At 71.0% G+C, this 24,444-nt stretch carries 24 protein-coding genes; 13 read left to right on the forward strand and 11 right to left on the reverse strand.

Going from position 1 to position 24,444, the window contains the following annotated elements; all coding sequences use genetic code 11:
- The first annotated feature begins 758 nt into the window (after positions 1–758).
- Positions 759–2,714, forward strand: coding sequence for a substrate-binding domain-containing protein (locus ACFQSB_RS35060; protein ID WP_380831191.1), 1,956 nt, complete (start codon positions 759–761; stop codon positions 2,712–2,714).
- 184 nt (positions 2,715–2,898) lie between these two features.
- On the opposite strand, the gene ACFQSB_RS35065 is transcribed toward ACFQSB_RS35060, so the two are convergent.
- The gene (locus tag ACFQSB_RS35065) at positions 2,899–3,390 is read right to left on the reverse strand and encodes an Lrp/AsnC family transcriptional regulator (RefSeq protein WP_354930620.1); all 492 of its coding nucleotides are present in this window, start codon (positions 3,388–3,390) and stop codon (positions 2,899–2,901) included.
- 417 nt (positions 3,391–3,807) lie between these two features.
- Between ACFQSB_RS35065 and ACFQSB_RS35070 the strand changes: the two genes are divergently transcribed.
- A complete protein-coding gene (locus ACFQSB_RS35070; RefSeq protein WP_380831193.1) occupies positions 3,808–4,734 on the forward strand; it encodes a phenylalanine 4-monooxygenase in 927 nt (308 codons plus the stop codon).
- Between the two features lie 156 nt (positions 4,735–4,890).
- Here the strand turns inward: ACFQSB_RS35070 and ACFQSB_RS35075 are convergent, their stop codons facing one another.
- The 5 genes from ACFQSB_RS35075 to pstS are packed head-to-tail and all read right to left on the reverse strand — an operon-like array spanning position 4,891 to position 9,394.
- Positions 4,891–5,607: a response regulator transcription factor gene (locus ACFQSB_RS35075; RefSeq protein ID WP_354930614.1), complete on the reverse strand. Its 717-nt coding sequence runs from the start codon at positions 5,605–5,607 to the stop codon at positions 4,891–4,893.
- A 21-nt stretch (positions 5,608–5,628) separates the two neighbouring features.
- Positions 5,629–6,405, reverse strand: a complete 777-nt coding sequence (gene pstB, locus ACFQSB_RS35080; RefSeq protein ID WP_380831195.1) for a phosphate ABC transporter ATP-binding protein PstB — start codon at positions 6,403–6,405, stop codon at positions 5,629–5,631.
- 13 nt (positions 6,406–6,418) lie between these two features.
- On the reverse strand, positions 6,419–7,306 hold the full coding sequence (pstA, locus tag ACFQSB_RS35085; RefSeq protein ID WP_380831197.1) for a phosphate ABC transporter permease PstA: 888 nt from the start codon (positions 7,304–7,306) through the stop codon (positions 6,419–6,421).
- The gene (gene pstC, locus ACFQSB_RS35090; RefSeq protein ID WP_354852980.1) at positions 7,303–8,283 is read right to left on the reverse strand and encodes a phosphate ABC transporter permease subunit PstC; all 981 of its coding nucleotides are present in this window, start codon (positions 8,281–8,283) and stop codon (positions 7,303–7,305) included. Before pstC ends, pstA begins: the two co-directional genes overlap by 4 nt.
- Positions 8,284–8,287: 4 nt before the next feature.
- Positions 8,288–9,394, reverse strand: coding sequence for a phosphate ABC transporter substrate-binding protein PstS (pstS, locus tag ACFQSB_RS35095; RefSeq protein ID WP_380831199.1), 1,107 nt, complete (start codon positions 9,392–9,394; stop codon positions 8,288–8,290).
- A gap of 231 nt (positions 9,395–9,625) precedes the next feature.
- Between pstS and ACFQSB_RS35100 the strand changes: the two genes are divergently transcribed.
- Positions 9,626–10,138: a low molecular weight protein-tyrosine-phosphatase gene (locus ACFQSB_RS35100; RefSeq protein WP_354852976.1), complete on the forward strand. Its 513-nt coding sequence runs from the start codon at positions 9,626–9,628 to the stop codon at positions 10,136–10,138.
- Positions 10,139–10,434: 296 nt separating this feature from the next.
- On the opposite strand, the gene hisN is transcribed toward ACFQSB_RS35100, so the two are convergent.
- From hisN to aroA, 3 genes are all read right to left on the reverse strand, one after another.
- A complete protein-coding gene (gene hisN / locus ACFQSB_RS35105; RefSeq protein ID WP_354852975.1) occupies positions 10,435–11,220 on the reverse strand; it encodes a histidinol-phosphatase in 786 nt (261 codons plus the stop codon).
- A gap of 252 nt (positions 11,221–11,472) precedes the next feature.
- Complete coding sequence (rsgA, locus tag ACFQSB_RS35110) at positions 11,473–12,534, reverse strand: ribosome small subunit-dependent GTPase A (protein ID WP_380831201.1); 1,062 nt, start codon at positions 12,532–12,534, stop codon at positions 11,473–11,475.
- The gene (gene aroA, locus ACFQSB_RS35115; RefSeq protein ID WP_380831203.1) at positions 12,504–13,781 is read right to left on the reverse strand and encodes a 3-phosphoshikimate 1-carboxyvinyltransferase; all 1,278 of its coding nucleotides are present in this window, start codon (positions 13,779–13,781) and stop codon (positions 12,504–12,506) included. Before aroA ends, rsgA begins: the two co-directional genes overlap by 31 nt.
- A 116-nt stretch (positions 13,782–13,897) precedes the next feature.
- On the opposite strand from aroA, the gene ACFQSB_RS35120 reads away from it, so the two are divergent.
- Together ACFQSB_RS35120 and ACFQSB_RS35125 are read left to right on the forward strand one after the other, a co-directional pair.
- Entirely contained in the window at positions 13,898–14,692 is a 795-nt protein-coding gene (locus ACFQSB_RS35120) for an SOS response-associated peptidase (RefSeq protein ID WP_380831205.1), read from the forward strand.
- Positions 14,693–14,868: 176 nt separating this feature from the next.
- Positions 14,869–15,201: a TraR/DksA family transcriptional regulator gene (locus tag ACFQSB_RS35125; RefSeq protein WP_354930593.1), complete on the forward strand. Its 333-nt coding sequence runs from the start codon at positions 14,869–14,871 to the stop codon at positions 15,199–15,201.
- Between the two features lie 139 nt (positions 15,202–15,340).
- Here ACFQSB_RS35125 and ACFQSB_RS35130 read toward each other — a convergent pair whose 3' ends face one another.
- The gene (locus ACFQSB_RS35130) at positions 15,341–16,087 is read right to left on the reverse strand and encodes a class I SAM-dependent methyltransferase (protein WP_354852967.1); all 747 of its coding nucleotides are present in this window, start codon (positions 16,085–16,087) and stop codon (positions 15,341–15,343) included.
- Positions 16,088–16,391: 304 nt separating this feature from the next.
- On the opposite strand from ACFQSB_RS35130, the gene ACFQSB_RS35135 reads away from it, so the two are divergent.
- The 6 genes from ACFQSB_RS35135 to ACFQSB_RS35160 all read left to right on the forward strand — a co-directional run bounded on the left by ACFQSB_RS35135 (position 16,392) and on the right by ACFQSB_RS35160 (position 21,682).
- Positions 16,392–16,928, forward strand: coding sequence for a sigma-70 family RNA polymerase sigma factor (locus ACFQSB_RS35135; protein ID WP_380831281.1), 537 nt, complete (start codon positions 16,392–16,394; stop codon positions 16,926–16,928).
- 79 nt (positions 16,929–17,007) lie between these two features.
- Positions 17,008–17,277 (forward strand): mycothiol system anti-sigma-R factor, encoded by a 270-nt coding sequence (rsrA, locus tag ACFQSB_RS35140; RefSeq protein ID WP_380831207.1) that lies wholly within the window; start codon positions 17,008–17,010, stop codon positions 17,275–17,277.
- A gap of 227 nt (positions 17,278–17,504) precedes the next feature.
- On the forward strand, positions 17,505–18,437 hold the full coding sequence (locus ACFQSB_RS35145; protein WP_380831209.1) for an NAD-dependent epimerase/dehydratase family protein: 933 nt from the start codon (positions 17,505–17,507) through the stop codon (positions 18,435–18,437).
- Between the two features lie 271 nt (positions 18,438–18,708).
- Positions 18,709–20,064, forward strand: a complete 1,356-nt coding sequence (locus ACFQSB_RS35150) for an HD-GYP domain-containing protein (protein WP_380831211.1) — start codon at positions 18,709–18,711, stop codon at positions 20,062–20,064.
- A complete protein-coding gene (locus ACFQSB_RS35155; protein WP_380831212.1) occupies positions 20,061–21,338 on the forward strand; it encodes an HD-GYP domain-containing protein in 1,278 nt (425 codons plus the stop codon). The genes ACFQSB_RS35150 and ACFQSB_RS35155 overlap by 4 nt, the downstream gene beginning before the upstream one ends.
- 131 nt (positions 21,339–21,469) lie before the next feature.
- Positions 21,470–21,682: a biotin/lipoyl-binding carrier protein gene (locus tag ACFQSB_RS35160; protein ID WP_380831214.1), complete on the forward strand. Its 213-nt coding sequence runs from the start codon at positions 21,470–21,472 to the stop codon at positions 21,680–21,682.
- A 130-nt stretch (positions 21,683–21,812) separates the two neighbouring features.
- On the opposite strand, the gene ACFQSB_RS35165 is transcribed toward ACFQSB_RS35160, so the two are convergent.
- Entirely contained in the window at positions 21,813–22,193 is a 381-nt protein-coding gene (locus ACFQSB_RS35165; protein ID WP_380831216.1) for a thioesterase family protein, read from the reverse strand.
- A gap of 87 nt (positions 22,194–22,280) precedes the next feature.
- Between ACFQSB_RS35165 and bsaP the strand changes: the two genes are divergently transcribed.
- The gene (bsaP, locus tag ACFQSB_RS40495; protein ID WP_452576387.1) at positions 22,281–22,481 is read left to right on the forward strand and encodes a biotin synthase auxiliary protein BsaP; all 201 of its coding nucleotides are present in this window, start codon (positions 22,281–22,283) and stop codon (positions 22,479–22,481) included.
- A gap of 133 nt (positions 22,482–22,614) precedes the next feature.
- The gene (locus ACFQSB_RS35170; RefSeq protein ID WP_380831218.1) at positions 22,615–24,411 is read left to right on the forward strand and encodes a serine/threonine protein kinase; all 1,797 of its coding nucleotides are present in this window, start codon (positions 22,615–22,617) and stop codon (positions 24,409–24,411) included.
- Positions 24,412–24,444 lie beyond the last annotated feature (33 nt).

The raw sequence follows: 24,444 nt of genomic DNA on the forward strand, positions 1-24,444 counted from the left end.
GTGGGAGAGTAGGACACCGCCGGACAAAATTTGATAGATAGTTATGTGTGTTATGCAAGGTAGGCCATCCACGGTGTGGATGGCCTACCTGCATTTCAGGGCTGCTTCAGCTTCAGACCCCTGGATCCGCTGTTACAAAACCTCGCGCCCACCTGGGGACTCCTATCCCGCGGGCCGGCCAAGACCCAGGACCCAGGACCACGACCGGGAGAACGGGCACATCCGTGCCCGCCCGGGGGCAAGCGAATGGGACCCGCCCGGCATGCGGGTGGGTGGTCCGAGGGTCGCTGCCCACCCCGATCGTTAGTCCGTCAGATGGGGCGGTAGTGGGGCCTCAGTCCGTCAACGAGGCGGTAGTGAGGCCTCGGTCCGTCGGATGGGGCGGTAGTGGGGCCTCAGTCCAGATGGGGCGGTAGTGAGGCTGGTGCGGGGGGACCGAGTCGGTAGGGCCGGGGGCGGCCTCGTCCTACGGCTTGGCCTCGGCTGGGTCGCTCGCAACACGGCCGAGTCGGACTACGTTCTCAGCGCCTTGGCCGGCCGCCGCGTCCTGACGTTCACAAGGGGCGGTATCCAGGGACGTACCGGGGTGGTGGTCGCGGTGGTGGGCCGTGCGTCCGAGGGTCTGACAATCGGAGTCAATCCGTTATTCAGGTGGCCGATCGGAGTGGGGTTCGCCGACCAGGGGACACGCTACGCTTCCCCGTACCTGGGGGAGATCTTCGTTGAGTGTCCTTTGTTGGCGTTAAGGGCGTGACGTCGTGACAGGCAGGCATCGTAATCCCGATCCCCTTGACGGTGACGCGTGGAGCCAGGAGGCGCCGTCCTGGCGCGACCGGTTCGCGGGCTTGCTGGAAGCGGCGAGGACGTCCGGCCCGCTGGCCACGGTCCGCAGGCGGGCGGTCGTCGCGCTCTCGCTGGGCGTCGTCCTGCTGGCGTCATTGGTGGGCGGGGCGTATGCGCTGGTGAGCCGTTCGGCGTGCGCCGAGCATCCGCAGTTGCGGGTGATGGCCGCGCCGGAGATGGGGCCGGCGCTCCAGCAGGTGGCCGAAAGGTACGCCAAAGACGGCGGTTGTGCCTCGGTGACGGTGCTCACCGGAAGTCCTGCCGATGTGGCCGACGAGTTGGCGCTTCGCAAGGATCTCCTGGACGTCTGGGTGCCCGACGATTCGGTGTGGGTGGACCTGGCGAAGGTCCAGGGCGCCGATCGCGAGCTGTTCTCCCCAGGGACGTCGATCGCACGCTCGCCAGTGATCATGGGTGTGACGGAGAGGACCGCCGTCAAGCTCGTCGCCGGGGGCGAGCACGCCAAGAAGAGGTCCGGCCATGGCAGGCCGGCTGGCGACAAGAAGGCTGCCTCAGGCGGCTCGGACGGGGCCGACGCCGACGATCCCGGTGACGGTGACGAAGCGGGCGACGGTGTCGGAGTGAGTGAAGCGGACGCCGAGGCGGGGCTGGCGGTCGGGGAGCTGGCGCACGTGCGGGCTTCGTGGATGTTGCTGGTGCCCACGTCGTCGACCAAGAAGAGGCTGCCGAAGGCGTCTACGACCCTGCCCGCGCCGAGCAGGTTCGCCTCAGGGCTGGTCGCGCTGGACGCGTTGAACACGGCCGTGGCGGACCGGCCGGCCGCGCTGAAGATCGTGCAGGGCATGACGACGAACCTGAAGCGGTCGGTCCTTCCCTCCCGGGAGGCGCTGTTCGACCTCGTCGAGCGGCCCGCCAAGGGCACCGATCCGATCATCGTGGACAGCGAGCAGGCCATCTGGCGGCACAACGGCGCGCGGACGGACGGTCTGGTGGTGGGGCTCTATCCGGAGGAGGGAACGCTGGCCCTGGACTATCCCTACGTCCCGATGACCAAGGACGCCGTCAAGATGCGGGCCGCCGAGGAGTTCCGCGGAGTGGTGCTGTCCGGCACCGGCCGCGCGTTGCTGCAGGCGTCGGGGTTCCGTGATCCGTCAGGCAGGGCCGGGGCCGCCATGGACGAGCGGCATGGCGTGCGCGTCGAACCTCCGGAGGAGATCACGGCTCCGGTCGCCATGACGCGGCTGCGGTCGCTGCTGTCGATGAGGCTGCTTCTCGCCGACACCCGCAATCTGCTGCTGCTGGACGTCAGCCGGTCGATGGGGAAACAGGTCCCGGGGATGGGGGCCACGCGGGTGCGCGCCCTGGCGGACGTCGCCGCGGCGGGGGTCCGCGCACTGCCGCAGGGCGGCGACATCGGCCTGTGGATCTTCGCGACCGGCCTGGACGGCGACAAGGACTACAAGGAACTGGTGCCGGTCGGTCCGCTGCAGCAACGTGGGCCCGAGGTGGAACGGGCTCTGCGCAAACTGCCCGACCACATCAAGGGCGACACCGGCCTGTACGACGCGGTGCTGGCTGCCTTCCGCTCCGCCTCGGCGCGCCAGGTCAAGAACATGCTCAGCTCGGTCATCGTGTTCACCGACGGGCGGGACGACGACCGTCACGGCATCAAGCTCAACGAGTTGCTGGCCACGCTGCAGAAGGAGTTCGATCCCGGCCGGCCCGTCACGATCACGTTGATCGGTTACGGCGAGGACGCCGACGCGGCGGAACTCAAGCAGATCGCCCGCGTGACGAACGGCGCAGCCATGGTCGCCACGTCGTTCGACCAGGCACAGCAGATCTTCCTCCAGGCTCTTGCGAACCGGGTCTGTCTGGACAGGGAGAGATGCGACTCCCAGGAGGGCTGAGCCCAGGGCTCTCTCTCGACCTGATACGCGACCGGTCTCCGGTCCTGCTCGGGTCTCGTTCCCGCTCAGGGGCCGGTCCCGCGGGTACGGTCCTGCGTACGTGGTGGTCTGTGAGAGTGGCTGCGTCGGGCCGGCCGGGAGGTTCTCAGCTCTCCACTAGCTCTCTCGGTGGTGGACGGTGCCGTCATTCGGGGTCTGGGCGGGTTGCGGCTCTCAGGAGGGGTTCGACGCGGTAGGGCACCTGCGTCGAGAGGGCGATGGTGGTGTCGGTGCGCTGGACGGCAGGGGAGGCCAGGACGCGCGCGATGATCTCCTGAAGCTGGACGGTGGAACGCGCCACCACGCGGCAGAGCAGGTCGGCCTGGCCGCTGGTGCCATATACCTCCAGGATCTCCGGGACGGCTCCCAGCGCCTCCACAGCCTCCGCCAGCCTGCCCTGGGAGATCTGCAGGGACACGAAGGCGAGGATCGGATATCCCATGTCGGCGGGGACGACCGTCGGGCCGAAGTCGCCGATGACGCCGCGGGCGAGAAGCTTGTCGACGCGGGCCTGAACGGTGCCTCGGGCCACTCCCAGCAGGCGCGCCAACTCGGTCAGGCCGATGCGCGGATGCGCCCGCATGGTGGTGAGCAGCCGGGCGTCCAGAGGATCGACGGGACCATGAGCCGTAGGCATGGCCCGAGGGTACGGCCTCGTCACGACCGAGGACCACGCCACGTCCAAGGACCAGGTAGCCCATCGAGCCAGGACCGGCACAGCGGGATCAGAACGAGCCCTCCCGGCATGCAGGCGGGTGGTCCAGCCGTGGCTGCCACCCCGATGGCCAATCCGTGGGCGGCGGTACGGGTGGGCGGCGGTGGTGGCGGCGGTACTCGTGGGTGGTGGCCGTGGTGGCGGTGGCGGTGGCGGTGGCGGTGGTAGCGGTCGGGGTGGAGGGGGCCGGTGGCTTGTGAGGGGTGGACAGGGGGGTGCGGAGGAAGGGTGGGCGGATCGACCAGTGTTGGGGAGGTCTGAGGGGGCTGTTCTGGTGGGAATGACCATCTCAAGTGGCCGCTCTTGCCAGCGAAACCCCCGATTGCCGATATTTCTGTCATGTTCGAAGAAGCCCAATACTTCGCCCCGGTGGCCACGCGGGAGGACGGGTCCGTCGTCGTCGAGCTGGCGGCGAGCCACCCCGGGGTCGCGGATCCCGCCTACCGTGAGCGCCGCAACGCCATCGCCGCCCTCGCGCTGAACCACGTGGCCGGACGGCCGGTTCCCGTGGTGGAGTACACCGAGCGGGAGCACGAGGTCTGGGCCCTGGTCGCGCGGGAACTCGCGGTCAAGCACCGTGCGTACGCAGCCACGGAGTACCTGCGCGGGTTCGAGCGGCTCGGGCTTCCCACCGACCGCATCCCGCAGCTCCAGGAAGTGGGCGACCTCCTGGCGCCGCTCACCGGCTTCCGGTACCTCCCGGCCGCGGGCCTTGTGCCGCTCCGCGACTTCTACGGCGTGCTGGCCGATGGCCTGTTCCACTCGACGCAGTACATCCGCCACCACTCGGTGCCGTTCTACACTCCCGAGCCGGACGTGATCCACGAGGTGATCGGGCACGCCAACGCGCTGGCGTCCGACCGGTTCGCCGGCCTCTACCGGCTCGCCGGCGCGGCCGCCCGCAGGGTCGAGACGCAGGAGGCGCTGGAGTTCGTCTCCAAGGTGTTCTGGTTCACGATGGAGTTCGGCGTGCTCGCGGAGAACGGGGAAGACCGCGCGTACGGCGCCGGGATCCTGTCCTCCTACGGCGAGATCGAGGAGTTCCGCGGCATGGACATCCGGCCGCTCGACATCGGCGCGATGGGCACCACCGCGTACGACATCACCAAGTACCAGGACGTGTTGTTCCGCGCGGAGTCGCTCGCCCATCTGGAGGACGTCGTCGGCGCGTTCTGGGAGAACTGCGACGATGAGGTCATCTCCCGCATCGCCGCCGACCACGCCGCCGACCACGCCGCCGACCGGGCGGTCGTCACCGGCTCCTGAGGGCCGGTCAGACCGCCACGGCCTTGAGGCGTCCGAGGCCGCCGGCCTCGTGTCCGCCGGCCTCGTGTCCGCCGGCCGGCGGCGGGTGGGCCGCTCCCTGGCCGGCGCCGCCGGTGCCCGGCCGGGAGGATCGGCCGGGCGATCGTCGCCTGGCGGTCAGGCGGGTGTCACCAGGCGGTAGCCGACCCCGCGTACCGTCTGTATCAGCTGGTCGTCCTCGTCGCCGAGGCGGGCGCGCAGGCGTTTGACGTGCACCGCGATGGTGTTGGTCGACATGCTGTCCGCGGCGTGCCAGACGTGGCGCATGATCTGCTCGCGCGTCACCGTGCGGTCGGCGTTGCGCATCAGGTAGTGCAGCAGCTCGAACTCGCGGAGCGGCAGGTGGACGGGCGACCCGGCCACGCGCACCTGGTAGGCGCCGACGTCGAGCTCGACGCCTCCCACGGTGAGCACCCCGCGCCCCGCGACGTCCCCGGGGAAGGCCGCCTGCACGAGCGGCAGCAGCTCGGGCACGCGGTAGGGCCGTGCGACGCACGCGGTGGCGCCCGCGGCGAGGGCCTGGACGGCCTGCTCGGCGTGCCCCTCGCCCACGCCGAGCAGCACCGGCACGGCCCGGGCGAGCCGGACCGCCCGGACGAAGTCGACCGGCCCGATGACCGGAAGCGTGGCGCTCACGAGCACCACGTCCGGCCGGAGGGCGCCCGCTTGGAGCAGGGCCTGCGCCCCGTCCAGGACGCCCGCCACGAGGATGCCCTCGCGCTCGAGCGCCGACGCCAGTTCCCGCACCAAGTCGGCGTCGGGATCGGCAACCAGCAGCATGGGCGCCGGCCGAGTGTCCCCGTCCACTACAGGTGCCGCCTGCGGCTGGCTCACACCATCTCCTTTACGAGCGGGTCATCCGAAGCGCCCGGTGATGTAGTCCTCGGTCGCCTTCTGGGTGGGGTTGGTGAAGATCTTCGAGGTCTCGTCCATCTCGACGAGCTTGCCGGGCTGGCCCTGGCCGGCCAGGTTGAAGAACGCCGTCCTGTCGCTGACCCGCGCCGCCTGCTGCATGTTGTGGGTGACGATCACGATGGTGTAGTCGTTCTTCAGCTTGGAGATCAGGTCTTCGATGGCCAGCGTCGAGATGGGGTCCAGCGCCGAACAGGGCTCGTCCATGAGCAGGACGGCGGGGCTGACGGCGATGGCCCTGGCGATGCACAGACGCTGCTGCTGACCGCCGGACAGGCCGGAGCCGGGCTTGTTGAGCCGGTCCTTGACCTCGTTCCACAGGTTCGCGTCCTTGAGCGAGGTCTCCACGATGCCCTCGGTCTCGGAACGGGACACCCGGCCGTTGAGGCGCAGGCCGGCGGCGACGTTGTCGAAGATGGACATCGTCGGGAACGGGTTCGGCCGCTGGAAGACCATGCCGACCGTCCGGCGCACCGAGACGGGGTCGACCTCGGTCCCGTAGAGGTCCTGGTCCTCCAGCATGATCTTGCCTTCGACGCGGGCGCCCGGGATGACCTCGTGCATGCGGTTGAGCGTGCGCAGGAAGGTCGACTTGCCACAGCCGGACGGGCCGATGAAGGCGGTGACCGAGCGGGGCTCGATCGTCATGGTGATGCCTTCGATCGCCTTGTGCGATCCGTAGTACGCGTCGAGGTCGGACACCTCGATCTGCTTGGCCATTGTCGAAAACCCCTTATCGGCCCTTGGCGGGAGAGCGCCACCACGAGATGAGGCGCGCCACCAGGTTGAGCAGCATGACGAACAGGATGAGGGTGAGGGCTCCGGCCCATGCCCTGTCGATCGCGGTGTCGTTCGGGCGGCTCATCTGGTCGAAGATGTAGAGCGGGAGGCCCATCTGGGGCCCGTGGAACGGGTCCGGGTTGATGGAGTCGGTGATGAACACCGTCAGCAGCAGCGGCGCCGTCTCGCCCGCGACGCGGGCGATGGCCAGCATGATGCCGGTGATGATGCCGGTGAACGCGGTCGGGAGCACGATGCGCACGATCGTCTTCCACTTGGGCACGCCCAGCGCGTACGACGCCTCGCGCAGCTCGTTGGGGACCAGGCGCAGCATCTCTTCGCTGGACCGGACCACGGTCGGCATCATCAGGATGGACAGGGCGAGCGCCCCGGCGAAGCCGGAGTAGCCGAGCCCGAGGATCAGCACCCAGAACGCCAAAATGAACAGACCGGCCACCACGGAGGGGATGCCGGTCATCACGTCGACGAAGAAGCTGATGGAGCGGGCGAGGCGACGACCCCGGCCGTACTCCACCAGGTAGATCGAGGTCAGCAGGCCGATCGGCACAGAGATCAGCGTGGCGACCCCGACCTGCTCCAGCGTGCCGAGAATGGCGTGGTAGGCGCCGCCGCCCGCGTCGCGCGGGCCGATGTTGCGCATCGAGTGGGTCAGGAACTCGACGTCGAACCGGGCGAGCCCGTTCTTGATCACCAGCCAGAGCACCGACACCAGCGGGACGACCGCGATGGCGAAGGCCAGCCAGACCAGCCCCTGCACGATGCGGTTCTTGACCCGCCGGCTGACGGAGACCGGAGTGATGACACTGGGCGACATGGTCATGCGGCGGCCCTCGAGTACTCCTTGCGGCGGGCGATGATCAGGCGCGCGGCCATGTTGACCACCAGGGTGATCACGAACAGGACCAGACCTGAGGCGATCAGCGCGCCCTGCCCGATCGGGGTCGCCTCGCCGAATCCGTTGGCGATGTTCGCGGCGATGCTGTTGCCGCTGTTGGACAGCACCTTGAACGTGATGTCGAAGGTGGCGGGGAAGATCAGCGCGACCGCGATGGTCTCGCCCATCGCCCGTCCGAGGCCGAGCATCGCGGCGCTGATGACGCCGGGACGCCCGAACGGCAGCACCGACATCCTGATCATCTCCCACCGGGTGGCGCCCAGGGCCAGCGACGCCTCCTCCAGCATCGTGGGGGCCTGGAGGAACACCTCGCGGGAGATGGCGGCGATGATCGGGAGGATCATGATCGCCAGCACGAGCGCGGCCGTCATGATCGACTTGCCGTAGACGCCGTCACCCCCGAACAGCGGGATCCAGCCGAGGTAGGTGTTGAGGAAGGTGTAGGGGCCCTTGACGAGCGGGACGAGGAACAGCACGCCCCACAGGCCGTAGATGACGCTGGGGACGGCCGCCAGCAGGTCGATGACGTAACCGAGGACCCCGGCGAGGCGGCGCGGCGCGTAGTGCGAGATGAACAGCGCCACGCCGATGGCGACGGGCACCGCCATGATCAGCGCGAGGAAGGAGCTGATCATGGTGCCGAACGCCAGAGCCGCGATGCCGAAGGCCGGCTGGGTCGCGTTCGGCGTCCAGTTCTTCTCGGTGAGGAAGTTCGCGGTGTTGGCCTGGAGGGCCGGAACGGCCTTCACGATCAGGAAGATCGCGATGGCCGCCATGATGGCGAGCAGGAGGATGCCGGCGCCGGTCGTCGCGAACCGGAAGGGGCCTTCGCCGCGACTGCGCCGGAAGGCGGACCGGCCAGTGGCCGGCCCGCCCTCGCGTGTACGAAGTGGCGTGGCCATCGAGTTAGGAGATCGCCTCGACGGCCGTGCGAACCTTGGTGACCAGGCTGGCCGGCAGCGGCGCGTAGCCCAGGCTGGTCAGGGCCTGCTGGCCCTCGTCGCTCGCGGTGTAGGTGAGGAAGGTCTTGACGAGCTTGGAGTCGTCGGCCGACAGGCCCTTCTCACAGGTGATCTCGTAGGTCACCAGGACGATCGGGTAGGCGCCCGCGGTCTTGGTGGCGTAGTCGATCGAGAGCTTCAGGTCGTTGCCGGTGCCCTTGATCTCGGCGGCCTCGACGGTCTTGGCGGCGCTCTCGGGGGTGAGCTCCACGAACTCGCCGGAGCCGTTGGAGACCTTCGCCTTGGTCAGGCTGGAGTTCTCGGCGTAGGAGAGCTCGACGTAGCTGATCGTGCCCTCGGTGCCCTTGACGGTCTGGGCGATGCCGTCCGACCCCTTGGCGCCGGTGCCCTTGGCCTCCGCGGGCCACGCCTTGGCGGGCTCGTAGGGCCATTCGGCGGTGGCCTTCAGGAACTTGGTGAAGTTGTCGCTGGTGCCGGACTCGTCCGAGCGGTGGACCGCCTGGATCGCGGTGGACGGCAGCTTGGCGTCGGGGTTGTCCTTCTTGATCGCCGCGTCGTCCCACTTGGTGATCTGGCTGTTGAAGATGCCGCCGATGGTCGCCGGGGACAGCTGCAGGTTGTCCACGCCGGGCAGGTTGTAAACGACCGCGACCGGGCCGATCACCATCGGCAGGTTGATCGCCTTGCCGGTCTTGCAGCGCGCGTCGGCCTGCGCCGGCTCGCCCTTGTCGTCCTTGAGCGCCGAGTCGGAGCCGGCGAACGCGACGGTGCCCTGGATGAAGGCCTGCACGCCCGCGCCCGAGCCGCTGGGCTGGTAGTTGATGCTCACGCCGGGGTTCGACGACTGGAACGACTTCTTCCACTCGGCGATGGCGTTGGCCTGAGCCGAGGAGCCGGCCGCGTTGATGGTGCCGCTGAGGGCGCCGCCGCCCGCGTTGCTCGCGGGGGCCGAAGCGGTGTCGGTGCCACCGCCGTTGTTGTCGGTGCCGCACGCAGCGAGCGAAAGCACGCCGGCGATGGCGGCTACGGCGAGCCGGCCTGCATACTTCACGTCTGTTGTCCTTCCACGTTGTTCTCTTAACGGGTAGGACGGTAGGCAGCGAAGATGACTTGATTCCCGGTTCAAGGTGAACGAAGAATGAACGGGCCGGGTCACTATCGTGGTGAACGTTCCATGACGCTCTACCCGCCCATGGTGTTGGAGGCATGATGGTCTACCTGCGCGTGGTGTTCGCGGGGCCACCGGCGCGACCATGGGCGTTCATGGCCCATCATGGCGTTCATGACGCGCGTATGCCTGGTGTGCATGGGGAACATCTGCCGCTCGCCGATGGCCGAGACCGTCCTGCGGCGGGTGCTCGCGGACCACGGGCTCGATGACCAGGTGACCGTCGACAGCGCCGGCACCGGCGGGTGGCACGCGGGCATGCCCATGGACGAGCGCGCGCTGTCGACGCTGTCCTCCCACGGCTACGACGGGTCCGGCCACCGGGCCCGGCAGTTCGAGGCGCGGTGGTTCGCCGAACGCGACCTGGTGCTGGTCATGGACGCCGACAACCTCAGGGCGCTGCGCCGGCTCGCGCCCCCCGGGGCCGAGGTCAGGCTGTTCCGCTCCTTCGACCCGGCCGCGCCCGAGGGGGCCGAGGTGCCCGATCCCTACTACGGCGGCGCCGAAGGCTTCCTCGACGTGCTCACCATGGTCGAAGCCGCCTCGGAGGGGCTGGTGAAGCACCTCAAGGAGCGCCGGTCCCCGCAGGTCGACCGAGCATGCCGCCCGCCATTGGACGGTCGCTGATACGCGACTGTTCCCGCACGGACAGTAACGTTCGCGGGGATGTGCCGTAGCGTCGGGGGGACGACGGCGAGGAGGAGGGGCGATGCTCCCAGGGTGCGGAAACTGTGATTGCTACCTCGACGACCGGGTCATCTCACGACCCCCCGACGAGCGCTGACCGGCGTTCACCGGCGTTCACCGGCGGGTGGTGCGGGCGCTGACCCGCACCCGGCAGGACCGCCTGGTACCGGCCGCCTGGTGCCAGCCGGGGGGTGCCGGCCGGCGGGTGGCGCAGGCGCTGACCCGCGCTCCGGCCGTCAGTCGCCGAGGCGCTTGAGGACCTCGGGATGCAGCATGGGGTTCGCGCACACCATGCTGCCGCCCTCGACGTCCGGCGCGCCGGACAAGTCGGTCCACACGCCGCCCGCCTCTTCGACGATCACGGTGAGCGCCGCCATGTCCCAGGCGGACAGCTCGGGTTCGGCCGAGATGTCGACCGCGCCCTCGGCGACCATCATGTGCGACCAGAAGTCGCCGTAGGCGCGGGTGCGCCACACGGCCCTGGCCAGGCCGAGGAACTCCTGAAGGCGTCCGCGATCCTCCCAGCCGCCGAAGCTGGAGTAGGAGAACGACGCGTCGTGCAGGCGGCTCACCGAGGAGACCTGGCAGCGGGACGCCTTGGTCAGGCTGCGCCCGGTCCACGCGCCGCCGTCGCGCGCCGCCCACCAGCGGCGGCCGAGGGCCGGGGCCGAGACCACGCCGACCACGACGCGCCCGTGCTCCATGAGGGCGATCAAGGTGGCCCATACGGGGACGCCGCGCACGTAGTTCTTCGTGCCGTCGATCGGGTCGATGATCCAGCAGCGGGAGCCGTACCCGCTGGTCTTGCCCATCTCCTCGCCGACGACGGCGTCGCGCGGGCGGGCTCGCCGCAGCGTGCCGCGGATGGCCTCCTCGACGGCGCGGTCGGCGTCGCTCACCGGGGTGAGGTCGGGTTTGGTGTCGACCCGCAGGTCGACGGCCCGGAACCGGCGCATGGTCAGGTCGTCGGCGCTGTCGGCCATCATGTGGGCCAGTCGCAGGTCGTCGCTATAACCCGTCACAGGGACAAACGCTATCGTGCCGCCGCCCGTTTCAGCAGTCCTGTCCGGCTTCGAAGCGTCGCAACCCCGTCATGCTGGGTCACCTCATCCCGCACGGCGCGTCGTCCACGAAGCATGGCGATACGCCGCGTACTCCGCGTCTCCGGTGAACATCGTGATACGCCGCGTATCTCGCGTAGCCCCTGAAGCATGGTGATAGGTCGTGTTCTCCGCGTCTCCGGTGGAGCCGGAGGAAACGCCGCGGGTGCCGCCTCAGTCGTCGTCGGGTTCGCCGTCGCGGCTGGCGAGCAGGCGGCGCAGGGACGCCAGGCTCATCGGGTCGGCGTGCCCCTCGGCCACCCACGCGTCCAGCGAGCACTCCTCGCTGCGGTGGGTGCAGCCCTTCGGGCAGTGGACGGTGCCCTCGGCCAGGGCGGGGAAGGCCGCGAGCACGTTGTCGACCACCACGTGGCCGAGGCCGAAGCTGCGCACCCCGGGGGTGTCGATGATCCACCCGCCGCCGGGCAGCTCGAGGGCGACCGCGGAGCTGGAGGTGTGGCGCCCGCGGCCCGTGACCGCGTTGACGTGCGAGACGGCCCGCCCGGCGTCCGGCACCAGGCCGTTGACCAGGGTGGACTTGCCGACCCCCGAGTGCCCGACCAGGACGCTCAGCCGGTGGTCCAGCCTCTCGCGCACGGGGTCGAGGTCGCCGCCCTTGCGCACCACCAGATAGGGGACGCCGAGCGGCTCGTAGCGGGCGACGAGGTCGTCGGGCGCGGCCAGGTCGGCCTTGGTGAGGCAGAGCAGCGGTTCGATGTCGGCGTCGAACGCGGCCACCAGCAGGCGGTCGATCATGCGGGGGCGGGGCGGCGGGTCGGCCAGCGCCGTGACGATCACCAACTGGTCGGCGTTGGCGACGATGGGGCGCTCGACCTCGTCGGTGTCGTCGGCGCTGCGCCGCAGCATCGACGTGCGCGGCTCGATCCGGACGATGCGCGCCAGGGTGTCGGGCCGGCCGGAGGTGTCGCCGACCAGGCTGACCAGGTCGCCCACCACGATGCCCTTGCGGCCGAGCTCGCGGGCACGCATCGCCGTCACCGGGCGCGGCGGATCGTCCCGCCTGCCACGGCCGTCGACGCCGGTCTCGGTGACCCCGCCCCCGACCAGGCAGGTGTAGCGCCCCCGGTCGACGGCCACGACGAACCCGGGGACGGCGTCCTCGTGCGCGGGACGGCGCCTGGTCCTCGGCCGGGACCCCTTGCCCGGCCGGACCCGTACGTCGTCCTCGTCGTACTCCCGTTTCCTCAGCGGGCTTCCTCCAGCATCAGGGCCCACATGCGGGCGAACTCGGGGAGGGTCTTGGCGGTGGTCGCGATGTCCTCCACCTCGATCCCGGGCACGGCCAGGCCGATGACCGCGCCGGCCGTCGCCATGCGGTGGTCGGCGTAGGAGCGGAACACGCCGCCGTGGAGCGGGCGCGGGCTGACCACCAGGCCGTCGGCGGTCTCGGTGACGTCGCCGCCCAGGCCGTTGATCTCGGCGGCGAGCGCGGCGAGCCGGTCGGTCTCGTGGCCCCTCAGGTGGGCGACCCCGCGCAGCGTGCTGGGCGAGTCGGCGAGCGCGGCCAGCGCGGCGAGCGTCGGGGTCAGCTCGCCGACGTCGTGCAGGTCGGCGTCGATGCCGCCGATGCGCCCGGAGCCGGTGACCCGCAGATCGCCGCCGACGCGGGTGACGGTGGCGCCCATGCCGGCCAGCAGCGTGCGCAGCGCGTCACCGCCCTGGGTGGTCTCGGACGGCCAGCCGGGGATCGTGACCGAGCCGCCGGTGATCAGGGCGGCGGCCAGGAAGGGGGCGGCGTTGGACAGGTCCGGCTCGACGGTGAGGTCGCGGGCGGCGATCGGGCCGGGCTCGACCCGCCAGACGTCCGGCTCGGTGTCGTCCACGCCGACCCCGGCCGCCCGGAGCATCTGCACGGTCATCTCGATGTGCGGCATCGACGGCACCGGAGGGCCGTTGTGGCGCACGGTGACGCCCTTCTCCAGGCGCGGGGCGGTCAGCAGCAGCCCGGAGACGAGCTGGGAGGAGGCCGAGGCGTCCAGCGTCACCTCGCCGCCGGTGAGCGGCCCCCTGATCGTGAAGGGGAGGGCGTCGCCCGTGACCTCGGCGCCGAGGGTGCGCAGCGCGGCGAGGATCGGGCCCATCGGCCGCGTGCGGGCGTGCGGATCGCCGTCGAAGGCGACCTCGCCGTCGGCCAGCGCCGCCATCGGGGGGACGAAGCGCATCACGGTGCCGGCGAGCCCCACGTCGATCGACGCGCCGCCGCGCACGGGGCCGGGCTCGACGTGCCAGTCGGCGCCGAAGGCGGACTCCTCAGAGGAGGTCAGCCCGGCTCCGAGCGAGCGGAGCGCGGCGACCATGAGGTCGGCGTCGCGGCTGCGCAACGCGCGCCGGACCGTGCCCGGGCCGTCGGCCAGGGCGGCGAGGAGCAGGGCGCGGTTGGTCACCGACTTGGACCCGGGCAGCTGGACGGTCGCGTCCACCGGCCCGTGGGCCACGGGCGCGCGCCACAGGGGAGCTGACATAGCCCTGAGCCTACCGGGAGCCACCCCTCGCGAGGGGTGACGCCGGGCCTCGCCCGCGCAGGGCCGTTCGTGCGTGAGGGGACGCGCCAGGCGCGCGAGTGCGGCAGTCTATGGGCATGTGCGGGAGATACGCGTCGGCGCGCAAGCGCCAGGAGTTGCTCGAGGAGTTCACCGTCGCGGAGGACGGGGCGTCCGATGAGCTGAAACCCGACTACAACGTCGCCCCCACCAAGAAGGTCTACGCCGTGATGGAACGGCCGCCGGGCAAGGGCGAGGGCGCGGGGGGCGGCGACGCCGGCGGCGAGAAGCGCGCGGCGGACGCCGGCGACGGGCCGGGAGAGCCGGTCCGTCGGCTGGAGGTGGTCAAGTGGGGGCTGGTGCCGAGCTGGGCCAAAGATCCTTCCATCGGCTCCCGCATGATCAACGCCCGGGTCGAGACGCTCACCGAGAAGCCGTCCTTCCGCAGGGCCTTCGCCAAGCGCCGCTGCCTGATCCCGGCCGACGGCTACTACGAGTGGCACCGGACCGACAAGAAGACCAAGCAGCCCTACTTCATCCACCCCGAGGACGGCGGCGTGATGGCCATGGCGGGGTTGTACGAGTTCTGGAAGGACCCGACCCGCGCCGAGGACGACCCGCTGAAGTGGCTCACCACCTGCACGGTGATCACCACGACGGCCGAGGACCACCTGGGGCACATCCACGACCGCATGCCGGTGATCATCAAGCGCGACATGTGGGCCGACTGGCTCGACCCCGGGCGCACCGACCCGGCGGAGGTGATGGGCCTGCTGGAGGACGCCCCGCCGAGCGGGCTCGCCGCCTACCCGGTGTCCAGCGAGGTCAACAGCGTCCGCAATAACGGCCCGCACCTCATGGAGCCGGAGAGTTCCGAAACCGCGTTGTTCTGAGCCCCGGGCGGTGTAAGACCCCGGCGGAACGGGCATCCGGTGAGGAAGGCGATGACGTGCCGGAACAGAGTCCTGGCAGAGGGTCACCGCTCAGAGGTGGGAAAGACGGCCAGGCGGGATGTCCGGGGGGTCCCGTCCCAGGCTTCACCCCGTTTCCTTCCCGGAGGTGCGGACTCGTGGACGACGCGACCGCTCGTGCCCAACTGAAGAACATGCTGGCCGAACTCGACCGGTCCATCATGGTGCTGCGTGGTGACCCCGTCGCCGTGGCGGACAGGTCGGCGGCCGACGCCGGGTCCGACCTCACCGGCGCCGACCGGGCCCAGGCCATGATCGATGTCGCGACGCGCCATCGCACGGCCGTGGTGGACGCCCTCGAACGGCTGGACGCCGGCGTCTACGGCAGGTGCGTCGACTGCGACAAGCCCGTGCCGGAGGGCCGGCTCGCCGCCCGGCCCGAGGCGGCCCGTTGTGTGAGGTGCCAGTCCGAACGCGAACGCCGCCGCTGAGGCCACGAACGTTCACCGGGCCGGGCGCCGTGGCAGGCGCCGGCATCGCCGTACCGCGACCCGCCGACCCGGCGCCGATCACCTCCAGCACATGGCCGGGGGTGGAGAGCCGCGGCCGCGAACGTGTGTGGTCACCGCCCTAGCGGGGCCTGCGGGCGCTGGCCACCAGGTGGATCCCCACGGTGTCGTCGTCGTCGGGGTGGGCCTCCAGCTCGGTGCGGACGAGCCAGTTGAGCGCGCGCGTGTCGGCGGCCAGCACGTGGTCGACGGTGGAGGGCGACAGCACCGTGCGCGGCCGGATCCACTCCACCTCCAGGCCGGCGTCGGTCAGCAGCTCGCGCAGCTGGACGCTGCTGAAGCAGCGGGTGATGCTGCCGTCCGGCCACGGCACGAGCATCACCTCGCCCGTGCCGGTCTGGCACAGGTGGGCCCAGTAGTTCTGCTCGGCCATGATCGCCATCCCGAGCACCAGCGAGTCGACGCACGCCAGCACCCGGCCGCCGGGCCTGAGCACGCGCACGACGTCCTCGATCGTGGACTCGGCCATCAGCTCCAGCGACAGGGCGCGCTCCTCGGCGATCACCGCGTCGACCGAGGCGTCGGGCAGGAACGACAGGTCGTCGGCCCGCACCCGGCGGATGCGGTTGGAGGCGTCGCGCAGGCCGGGGGCGGAGGGACGGCGGAAGTCGACGACCTCGATGACGTGGTGTCCCGCGCCCGCCGCCTGGACGGGCCAGCGCCCGCGGCCGCCGGACAGGTCGAGCACCAGGCCCGGCCGGTCGGGAAGCCACCGTTTGAGCTGCTCGGCGACGACGGCGTGGTAGAAGGTCCAGTACGGCCCGAGTGCGCCTGAGCCGTTCAGTTCGTTGGCTGGGATGGGCAGCACAATGGCTCCTGGACGGTCGGGGCTCCGGGGAATCGCTACCAGCCGGTACGTATCTTTTTCCCCGTACCGGGTCGTTCGTCACCTTCTACTTACCGGGAACAGATGCTATGCCTCGCGTGTTGCAGACGCGTGTAAACACGCGAGGAGGTTCCGTCCCATGCTGATGGCCGAGGTCGGCGATCGGTCGATCGTGCGCAAGCCGGTATTCTCGGCTGTGTACGGCGCGTATAAGGGGGTGGGTCCGGTCTCCAAGACAGCCGAGGAGACTCTGGAGCAGCGCAGTGAGCGGTTCGAGCGTGACGCCATGCCGTACCTCGACCAGCTCTACAGCGCGGCGCTCCGGATGACCAGGAATCCCGCGGACGCGGAGGACCTGCTTCAGGACACCTTCGCCAAGGCCTTCGGGTCCTTCCACCAGTTCCAGGAAGGCACCAACCTCAAGGCCTGGCTCTACCGCATCCTGACCAACACCTTCATCAACAGCTACCGCAAGAAGCAGCGGGAGCCCAAGCAGGCCGGCACCGAGGAGATCGAGGACTGGCAGCTCGCGCGCGCTGAGTCGCACACGTCGGGCGGCCTGAAGTCCGCCGAGGTAGAGGCGCTGGAGCACCTTCCTGACAGCGATGTCAAGCAGGCGCTCGCCGCCCTCCCCGAGGATTTCCGGATGGCGGTCTACCTGGCCGATGTCGAGGGTTTCCCGTACAAGGAGATCGCCGACATCATGGGCACTCCCATCGGGACCGTGATGTCCCGCCTGCACCGCGGGCGGCGCCAGCTGCGGACGCAACTCGAGGATTACGCGCGCGAACGCGGGCTTGTGCGATCGGAGGACCCGTCGTGATGCAGTGGGGTGACACCGGCCGATCATCGAGGAAGGGCGGCCGCGGAGACGGCGCCGGCGCGTCGGCGGGGTGTCGGTCATGAGCTGTGGCAACCCGCACGACACCGACTGCAAGGAAGTGCTGGACAAGGTCTACACCTTCCTTGACGGCGAGCTGGACGAGAACCGGCGGTCGGACATCAGGCAGCACCTCGACGAGTGCGGCCCCTGCCTTGAGGAGTACGGCCTGGAGCAGGTCGTCAAGCAGCTGGTCGCCAAGCACTGCGGCTGCGACCCCGTCCCCGAGGACCTGAGGTCCAAGGTGCTCAAGCGCATCCAGGCGGTACGCTCCGAGCTCGCCGCCGACTGAACGGCCACGCCCGCCGAGCACGTACGGAACCGGCGCGGACGACCGCGGCATCCACGTCCGTCACGGCGGGCACGTGGCCGCGCCGGGCGAGCGGCCGAGCCGCGCGAGTGATCGCGCCGGGCGAAGGGCCGGGGCCGGCGGGCGGCCCGGCCCGCGGGGGTTCCGGCCTTCCGGGACACGGGTCCGGCGCCCCGGGCCGGTGCGAGGAGATCGCCTAAGATACCGGGATGCGGCTTCTCGTAACCGGCGGTGCCGGCTTCATCGGCTCGACCCTCGTCGACCGCCTGCTCGCGGACGGCCACGAGGTGGCCGTCGTCGACGATCTGTCCTCGGGCGACCTGGCGAACCTGGCCGGCGCGCGGGAGCACCGGCGGTTCCGGTTCCACGAGCTCGACGTCCGCGATCCGGCCCTGCGGGGGCTGATGGGCGAGTGGCGCCCCGAGGTGGTCTGCCACCTGGCCGCGCAGATCAGCGTGCGCGCCAGCGTGGCCGATCCGGTGCACGACGCCCGGCTCAACGTCGAGGGCACGGTCAACATGCTGGAGTCGGCGCACGCCGCCGGGGCCAGGAAGGTCCTCTACGCCTCCTCGGTCGCCGTGTACGGCCGCCCGGCCGTGATCCCCGTCCCGGGCGACGCCGCCACCGACCCGCGCTCGCCGTACGCCGCCTCCAAGCTGAGCGGCGAGCTGTACCTGTCGATGTTCCGGGCGCTGCACGGCCTGTCGTACACCACGCTGGTGCTGTCCAACGTCTACGGTCCCCGCCAGTCGCCCGCCGGGGAGGCGGGCGTGGTGTCGATCTTCACCGACGCGCTGCTGCGCGGCGCGCCGACGGTGGTCTACGGCGACGGGTCCCAGACGCGCGACTACATCTTCGTCGACGACGTCGTGGACGGGTTCGTCCGGGCGTGCGGCGACCGCGGCGACGGCCGCAGGTTCAACCTGGGCACCGGCGTGCAGACCACCGACCGCGAGCTGCACTCCCTGGTGGCCTCCGCCGCGGGCGCGCCTGACGAGCCGAGGCCCGAGCCGGCGCGGCTCGGCGACCTTCCCGCCATGGCCGTCGACCCGGCGCCGGCGATCGACGGGCTCGGCTGGCACCCCCGCACCGACCTGCCCACCGGCCTGAAGGCCACCGTCGAATGGGCCAGAACTCGTTAGCTACGGGTAGTGGTTTGATTACGCTTTGGATGCGATTCTTCGACTTCCCCTGCGCGTCACCTCCGCTTCTGTAGCCTGAATCCGGATTCGAGGGGAGGCGGCACATGGTGAAGGCAATGGCCACACGCCTGGTGGCGGCCGTGAGCGTCGGCGGCCTGGCATGGGCTCTGGGCGCGCTTGCTCTGGTGGTTCTCACGGGGGGCGCCCTCGGCGTGCCCACGGGCATTTCCTGGACCTGAGCGCGTGCTCGTGACGGCCCGAGGCGGTCGCAATGCGTGAACTACCTTGGCCGGCCAAGGCATATCTCGTCGCGGTCGTCGCGGTGGCGGCGGCGCTGATCGTCCGGGGTCTCATCGACCCGGGGCGCCTGGCTGGGCGCGAATGGCCCACGTTGCTGGTCCTCGCGTTGCTGTTCCTGGTGTGCGAGTCGGTGCCGACGCTGCTCAACGTGGAGCAGGCGGCGATGTCCGTCAGCTTCTCCGCGGCGCTCGCGGCGGTGGTGCTGGTGGGCGATGTAGGCGCGGCCCTGGTCGGGGCGACGGCGGTTCTGAGCGTCCGGCCGGGGCTCCCCCTGCACAAACGGCTGTTCAACGGCGCCCAGTTCGCGCTGTGCGGCTACACCGCGGGGTGGGTGTTCGAGTCGCTCGGCGGCCAGCAGGACGTGCCGAGCGTGGGCCGGTTCACCGACCTGCTCGTCCCGTTCATGGGCGCGGCGGCGGTGTTCGTCCCGCTCAACGCCGTGCTGTTCACCGTGATGCTGTCGCTGGCCGGGCAGCTGCGCCTCGGAGAGGTGCCGCTGCGCTCGGTCGCCCAGTTCCTGGTGTCCTACCTGGGTTACGCCACCTTCGGCCTGCTGATCGCGGGCCTGTGGGCCACGGTGCAGTCGATCTCGGCGGTGCTGGTGCTGCTGCCGCTGTTCATCGCCCGGTGGGCGTTCGGGCAGTACCTGGCCCAGCAGCGGTCCTACGACGCGACGATCGCCGCGCTGTGCCAGGCGGTCGAGACCAAGGACTACTACACCCGCGGCCACTGCACCCGCGTGTCCAGCGCCTCCACGATGATCGCGCAGGAGATCGGCATGGGCCCTGAGCGCATGCGCGCCATCGGCTACGCCGGCATGCTGCACGACGTCGGCAAGCTCGGCGTGCCGACCAAGGTCCTGCAGAAGGACGGCAAGCTGACCGAGGAGGAGTACGCCGCCATCCAGCTGCACCCGATGCGCGGGCTGGAGATCGTCCGGGGCATCGACTTCCTGGACGAGGCGTTCGCCGGCATCATGCACCACCACGAGCGGCAGGACGGCAAGGGTTACCCGATGGGCCTGGCGGGCGCCGAGATCCCCGAGTTCGCCCGCATCATCGCCGTGGCGGACGCCTTCGACTCCATGACCTCCGACCGCGCCTACCGCAAGGCCAAGTCGCTGGAGGAGGCCCTCGCCGAGCTGCGCAAGGGGTCGGGGACGCAGTTCGACCCCGTCATGGTGATCGCTTTCATCAAGGCCGTCGACCGGCGCGGCTGGGACGCTCCGGGCGCCATGCCCGCGCCGCCCGCCGACCAGGACGTCGAGACCGTCGCCAAGGACCACGACGACCCGACCACGCCGATCGAAGTGGTGTCCGAGCGGTGAGCGTCGCCTCCCGGCCCATCAACGGGCTCGACTCCGGCCAGCTCCTGCTGATCTGCGCCGCCGGCATGGTCACCGTCGCCGGCATCGCGCACACGGCCGCCGTCGGGCTGGCCGACCCGCACATCGCCATCGCCTTCGGCGCCCTGGTCGCCGCCGGCGAACTGGCCAGGCTCACCATGCCAGGCAACCGCGAGGTCGCGCCCATCGGCGCCGCGGCGGCCCTGGGGTACACCTTGCTCCTGGACGTGGGCGGCGTGCCGACGCGCCACTCCGCGCTGCAGGTGGTGGCCGTCATGTCGGCCGGGATGACGCTCGGCGCGCTCCCGCACATCGCCGTCGGCCGGCCGCCCCGGCTCGACGCGATCGCGCGCCGGCTGCTGTCGGGCGCCCTGCTCGCCTTCGCCTACCGCCCGCTCGCCGCGGTCCTGTACGAGACGACCGACCGCGGCGACGGCCCCTGGTGGGTGGTGCTCGGCGTGATGGCCGTGCTCATCACCGCCATGCTGGCCGCCGACGTGGTCATCGCCGCCGTGCTGCGGGCCGAGCAGGTGCGCACGGCGCTGCGGGTGGCCGTCCGGGACGAGCTGCGCATGGCCGCGCCGCTCGGCGCCGCGGTCGCCGCCTCGGGCACGCTGCTGGCGCTGGCCTCGCACAGCATGAACCTCGCGGCACTCGTCGTGTTCGCGGCGCCGCTGCTGGTCACCCAGGTCGCCTTCCGCAAGTACGCGGGAATCCGCGCCACCTATCTGCAGACCGTGCGCGCGCTCGCCCGGGTGACCGAGGTCGGCGGGTACGTCGAGCCGGGCCACTCGCGCCGGGTGAGCATGCTCTCCCTGGCGATCGGCCGCGAACTCGGGATGCCCGAGCCCGAGCTGCTGGAGCTGGAGTACGCCGCGCTCATGCACGACATCGGCCAGTTGTCCCTGCGCGACCCGATCCCGGGCGGGGCGACCGTGCTCACCGATCCCGAGCAGGCGCGCAGCATCGCCGAGCTGGGCGCCGAGATCATCAGGAAGACCGGCGTGCTCGACCGCGTCGCCGACATCGTGCGCCGCCAGGGCGACCCGTTCTCCGGGCCGGAGGCCCCGCCGCTCGCCAGCCGCATCATCAAGGCGGCCAACGCCTACGACGACCTGGTGGGCGGCTCCACCGACCGCGACCGGGCGGCGGCCGCCCTGGAACGGCTCCGGCTCGACGGCGGCGGCGAGTACGACCCCGCGGTGGTGGAGTCCATGGCCAGGGTCATCGACCGCCTCACCCCCAGCGCTCGCTGAGCTCGGTGGCCGGCGCCTTCGAGGCGGCGACGTCGGGCGGGGGCGGGTGAGGTACTCGCTCGGGGGGCGCGGGAGTGCGACGATGGGCGGGGCCTTCCGACCCGGTCGATCATTGGTTGAGGGGAGTTCCGATGGCGGAAGTACGCGCCGAGATGGTGGCGAACGTCTGGAAGATCGAGGTCGCCGAGGGCGACGGGGTCAGCGAGGGCGACACGCTGGTCATCCTGGAATCGATGAAGATGGAGATCCCGGTGCTCGCCGAGGACTCCGGCGTCGTGACCCGGCTGAAGGTGGCCGAGGGCGACGTCATCCAGGAGGGCGACCTGATCGCCGTCATCGAGTGAGAGCCGCCGTCAGCATGCCGCCGGCCGGGTGGCAGCAGGGTGGCAGCCGACCTCATCGCGTAACCGCCGTCGTCGTCGGATCTCGGCCGTTGTTTCGCATCACGGTCGGCGTCGTCGATCACGGCCGTCGTCAGTAGTGGATGCGGGCGAGGAAGCTCTCGCGGTCGACGACGACGCGCTCGATGGTGGCGACCGCCACCGTGCGACGGTTCTCGGTGGCGGTGACCTCGAAGACCAGGCGCCTGCCGTCCACCTGGACGAGCTCGGCCGAGATCGCCACGTGCGCGCCCACCGGGCTCGCCGCGCGGTGCTCCAGGGTGACCTTGGTGCCCACCGAGGTCTGCCCGGGGGCGAGGTGGTCCCGCACCGCCCGCACGGTGGCCGCCTCAGCGAACGCCAGCAGCCGCGGCGTGCCCAGCACCGGCACATCGCCGCTGCCCACCTTCATCGCGGTGTCCCCCCGCTCGACCATGATGAGCACCTCGGCGCGCAGCCCTGGAACGATCGTCATGCGGGCAAGCCTACGGTGCTGTCCGGCGCCATCCTGTTCGCGCGGTCTGGCACCACCTTCGCCGGTTGGCGGCCTTGGCGGGGATCGATGGAATACGCTCTTGGCGTGAGCCCTTACTGCGACCATTGCGGACGTCTCGCGGGAGACGAGGACCACTCCGCATGTCAGGCCGCACGGCTCATGGAGCCGCCTCGCTACTGTCCGGCGTGCCGACGCCGGCTGGTGGTGCAGGTGACGCCTCGGGGCTGGTCCGCCCGTTGCGTCGAACACGGCGTTACGACTCGCTGACACCCCGGCGCGAGTCGATACCGCCACAGGGTTTTGTGACTCCGGCGTGACCTTGTCGCGACACAAATCCGCTTGGTTGGAGAACTCTGGGGTGACGTCGTGTTGAACGCGGATTGGGGTTAGCGGGGGAGAGATGGTTGCCCAAGGGACCACGCTGGCGGGACGTTACCGGCTGGACGTCCGTCTCGGTGCCGGCGGCATGGGTGAGGTGTGGCGGGGCGAGGACACCGTCCTGGCGCGCACCGTCGCCGTCAAGGTGCTTTTACCGGGTCGCATGGACGATCCCGGGTTCGCCGCGCGCTTCCAGGGGGAGGCGCGCGCCATGGCCACGATCAACCACCCGGGGGTCGTGGACGTCTACGACTACGGTGTCAGCGAGGTCCCGGGGGACGGGCCCACCGCTTACCTGGTCATGCGGTTCGTCGACGGGGAGCCGCTGGACCGGCTGCTCACCCGGCTCACCCGCATCGGCCCCGAGCCCGCCATGGAGCTCATCGCCCAGGCGGCCTCGGCCCTGCAGGCGGTGCACGACCGGGGCATCGTCCACCGCGACGTCAAGCCGGGCAACCTGCTGGTGCGCCCGGACGGCTCGCTCGTCCTGACCGACTTCGGCATCGCCCGCGCCGACATGGGCCACCGGCTGACCGACGCCGGCATGGTCCTCGGCACGGCCGCCTACTGCGCGCCCGAGCAGGCCGAGGGGCAGCCGGTGACCCCGGCCGTCGACCTGTACGCGCTGGGCGTGGTCGCCTACGAGTGCCTGGCCGGCTACCGGCCCTTCGACGGCGACACGCCCGTCACCATCGCGCTCAAGCACATCCGCGAGGACCCGCCCCCGTTGCCGCCCGACGTCCCGCCCGCCGTGCGGCACCTGGTCGAGCGGGCTCTGGTCAAGGATCCGGCACGCCGGTGGCACAGCGCCGCCGAGATGAGCGTGGCCGCGCGGCAGGCCATGCGCGAGGACACCGGAGCCTCGGCCGCGGTGGCCGGGGTCACCGGACTGACCGGCATGATCTCCGCACAGCGCACCGCGACGATGGCCGGGCACCCGCACCAGATCGCCTCGCCGGAGACCGGTGTGCGGATGAACCAGGCCGCCGGCGGCTGGGGCGAGGGCGACCGCGGGCCGGCCACCGGGCCGCCTCCGGCGTACATCATGCCGGGCCCGGCGCACGCGACCGGTGCGCACCAGGCCGGCTCGTACCAGGCGGGCACGTACCAGGTCGGCACGCACCCGACCGGAGCGCACGCGCCTCCGGCCGTCACCGCCGCCTCCGCCCCGCCCCCAGCCCCGCGCGGGCCCCGCGGCCGCCGCGCCGCGGCTCCCAGCCGCGGCAAGGCCACCCTCATCATCGGCGTCATCGCCGCCGGGGCCGTCCTCGGCGGCGGCGGCGCGATCCTGTTCAACCAGGTCGCGGGGGCCCGCGACGCCTCGGCCGCCGGAGCGCCCCCCTCGCCGTCGGCGGATGCCCCCAGCGCCTCGCCTCCGCCCAAGAAGAGGAATTCTCCCCGGCCGGCGGTCAGCCCGCGTGACACGGTGGCCGGGTCGGCGCACACCGAGCCGTCCCCCTCGCCCACGCCCTCTGATCCGTCGCCGTCGCCGAGCGCGACCAGGACGCGCACTCCGTCGCCGTCGCCGACCGTCAGCAAGTCCCCGGCGATCAAGAGGGTCGTGCCCGCGGTGATCAATCTGCTGCAGGCCAACGCGGTGACCAGGCTGCGGGCGGCCGGCTTCAAGGCCAAGGTGGACATCAGCGGGGAGCCGAGCTCCGAGGGGTGCAGCCGCGTGGTCGACCAGACCCCGGCGCCGGGCACGTCCTGGGCGGTGGACAAGGTCGTGACCATCGTCGTGGAGCAGGGCATTCCCTGCGGTGACCCGAGCGAGCCCCCCTCGCCGACGCCGACCCCCTCGGCCACCGCCACCTCCTGACCCCGCCGTCTCCGGCCGGCCCCCGCGCGCCTC

It is taken from the genome of Sphaerisporangium rhizosphaerae (assembly GCF_042665155.1).
GTDB lineage: Bacteria > Actinomycetota > Actinomycetes > Streptosporangiales > Streptosporangiaceae > Sphaerisporangium > Sphaerisporangium rhizosphaerae.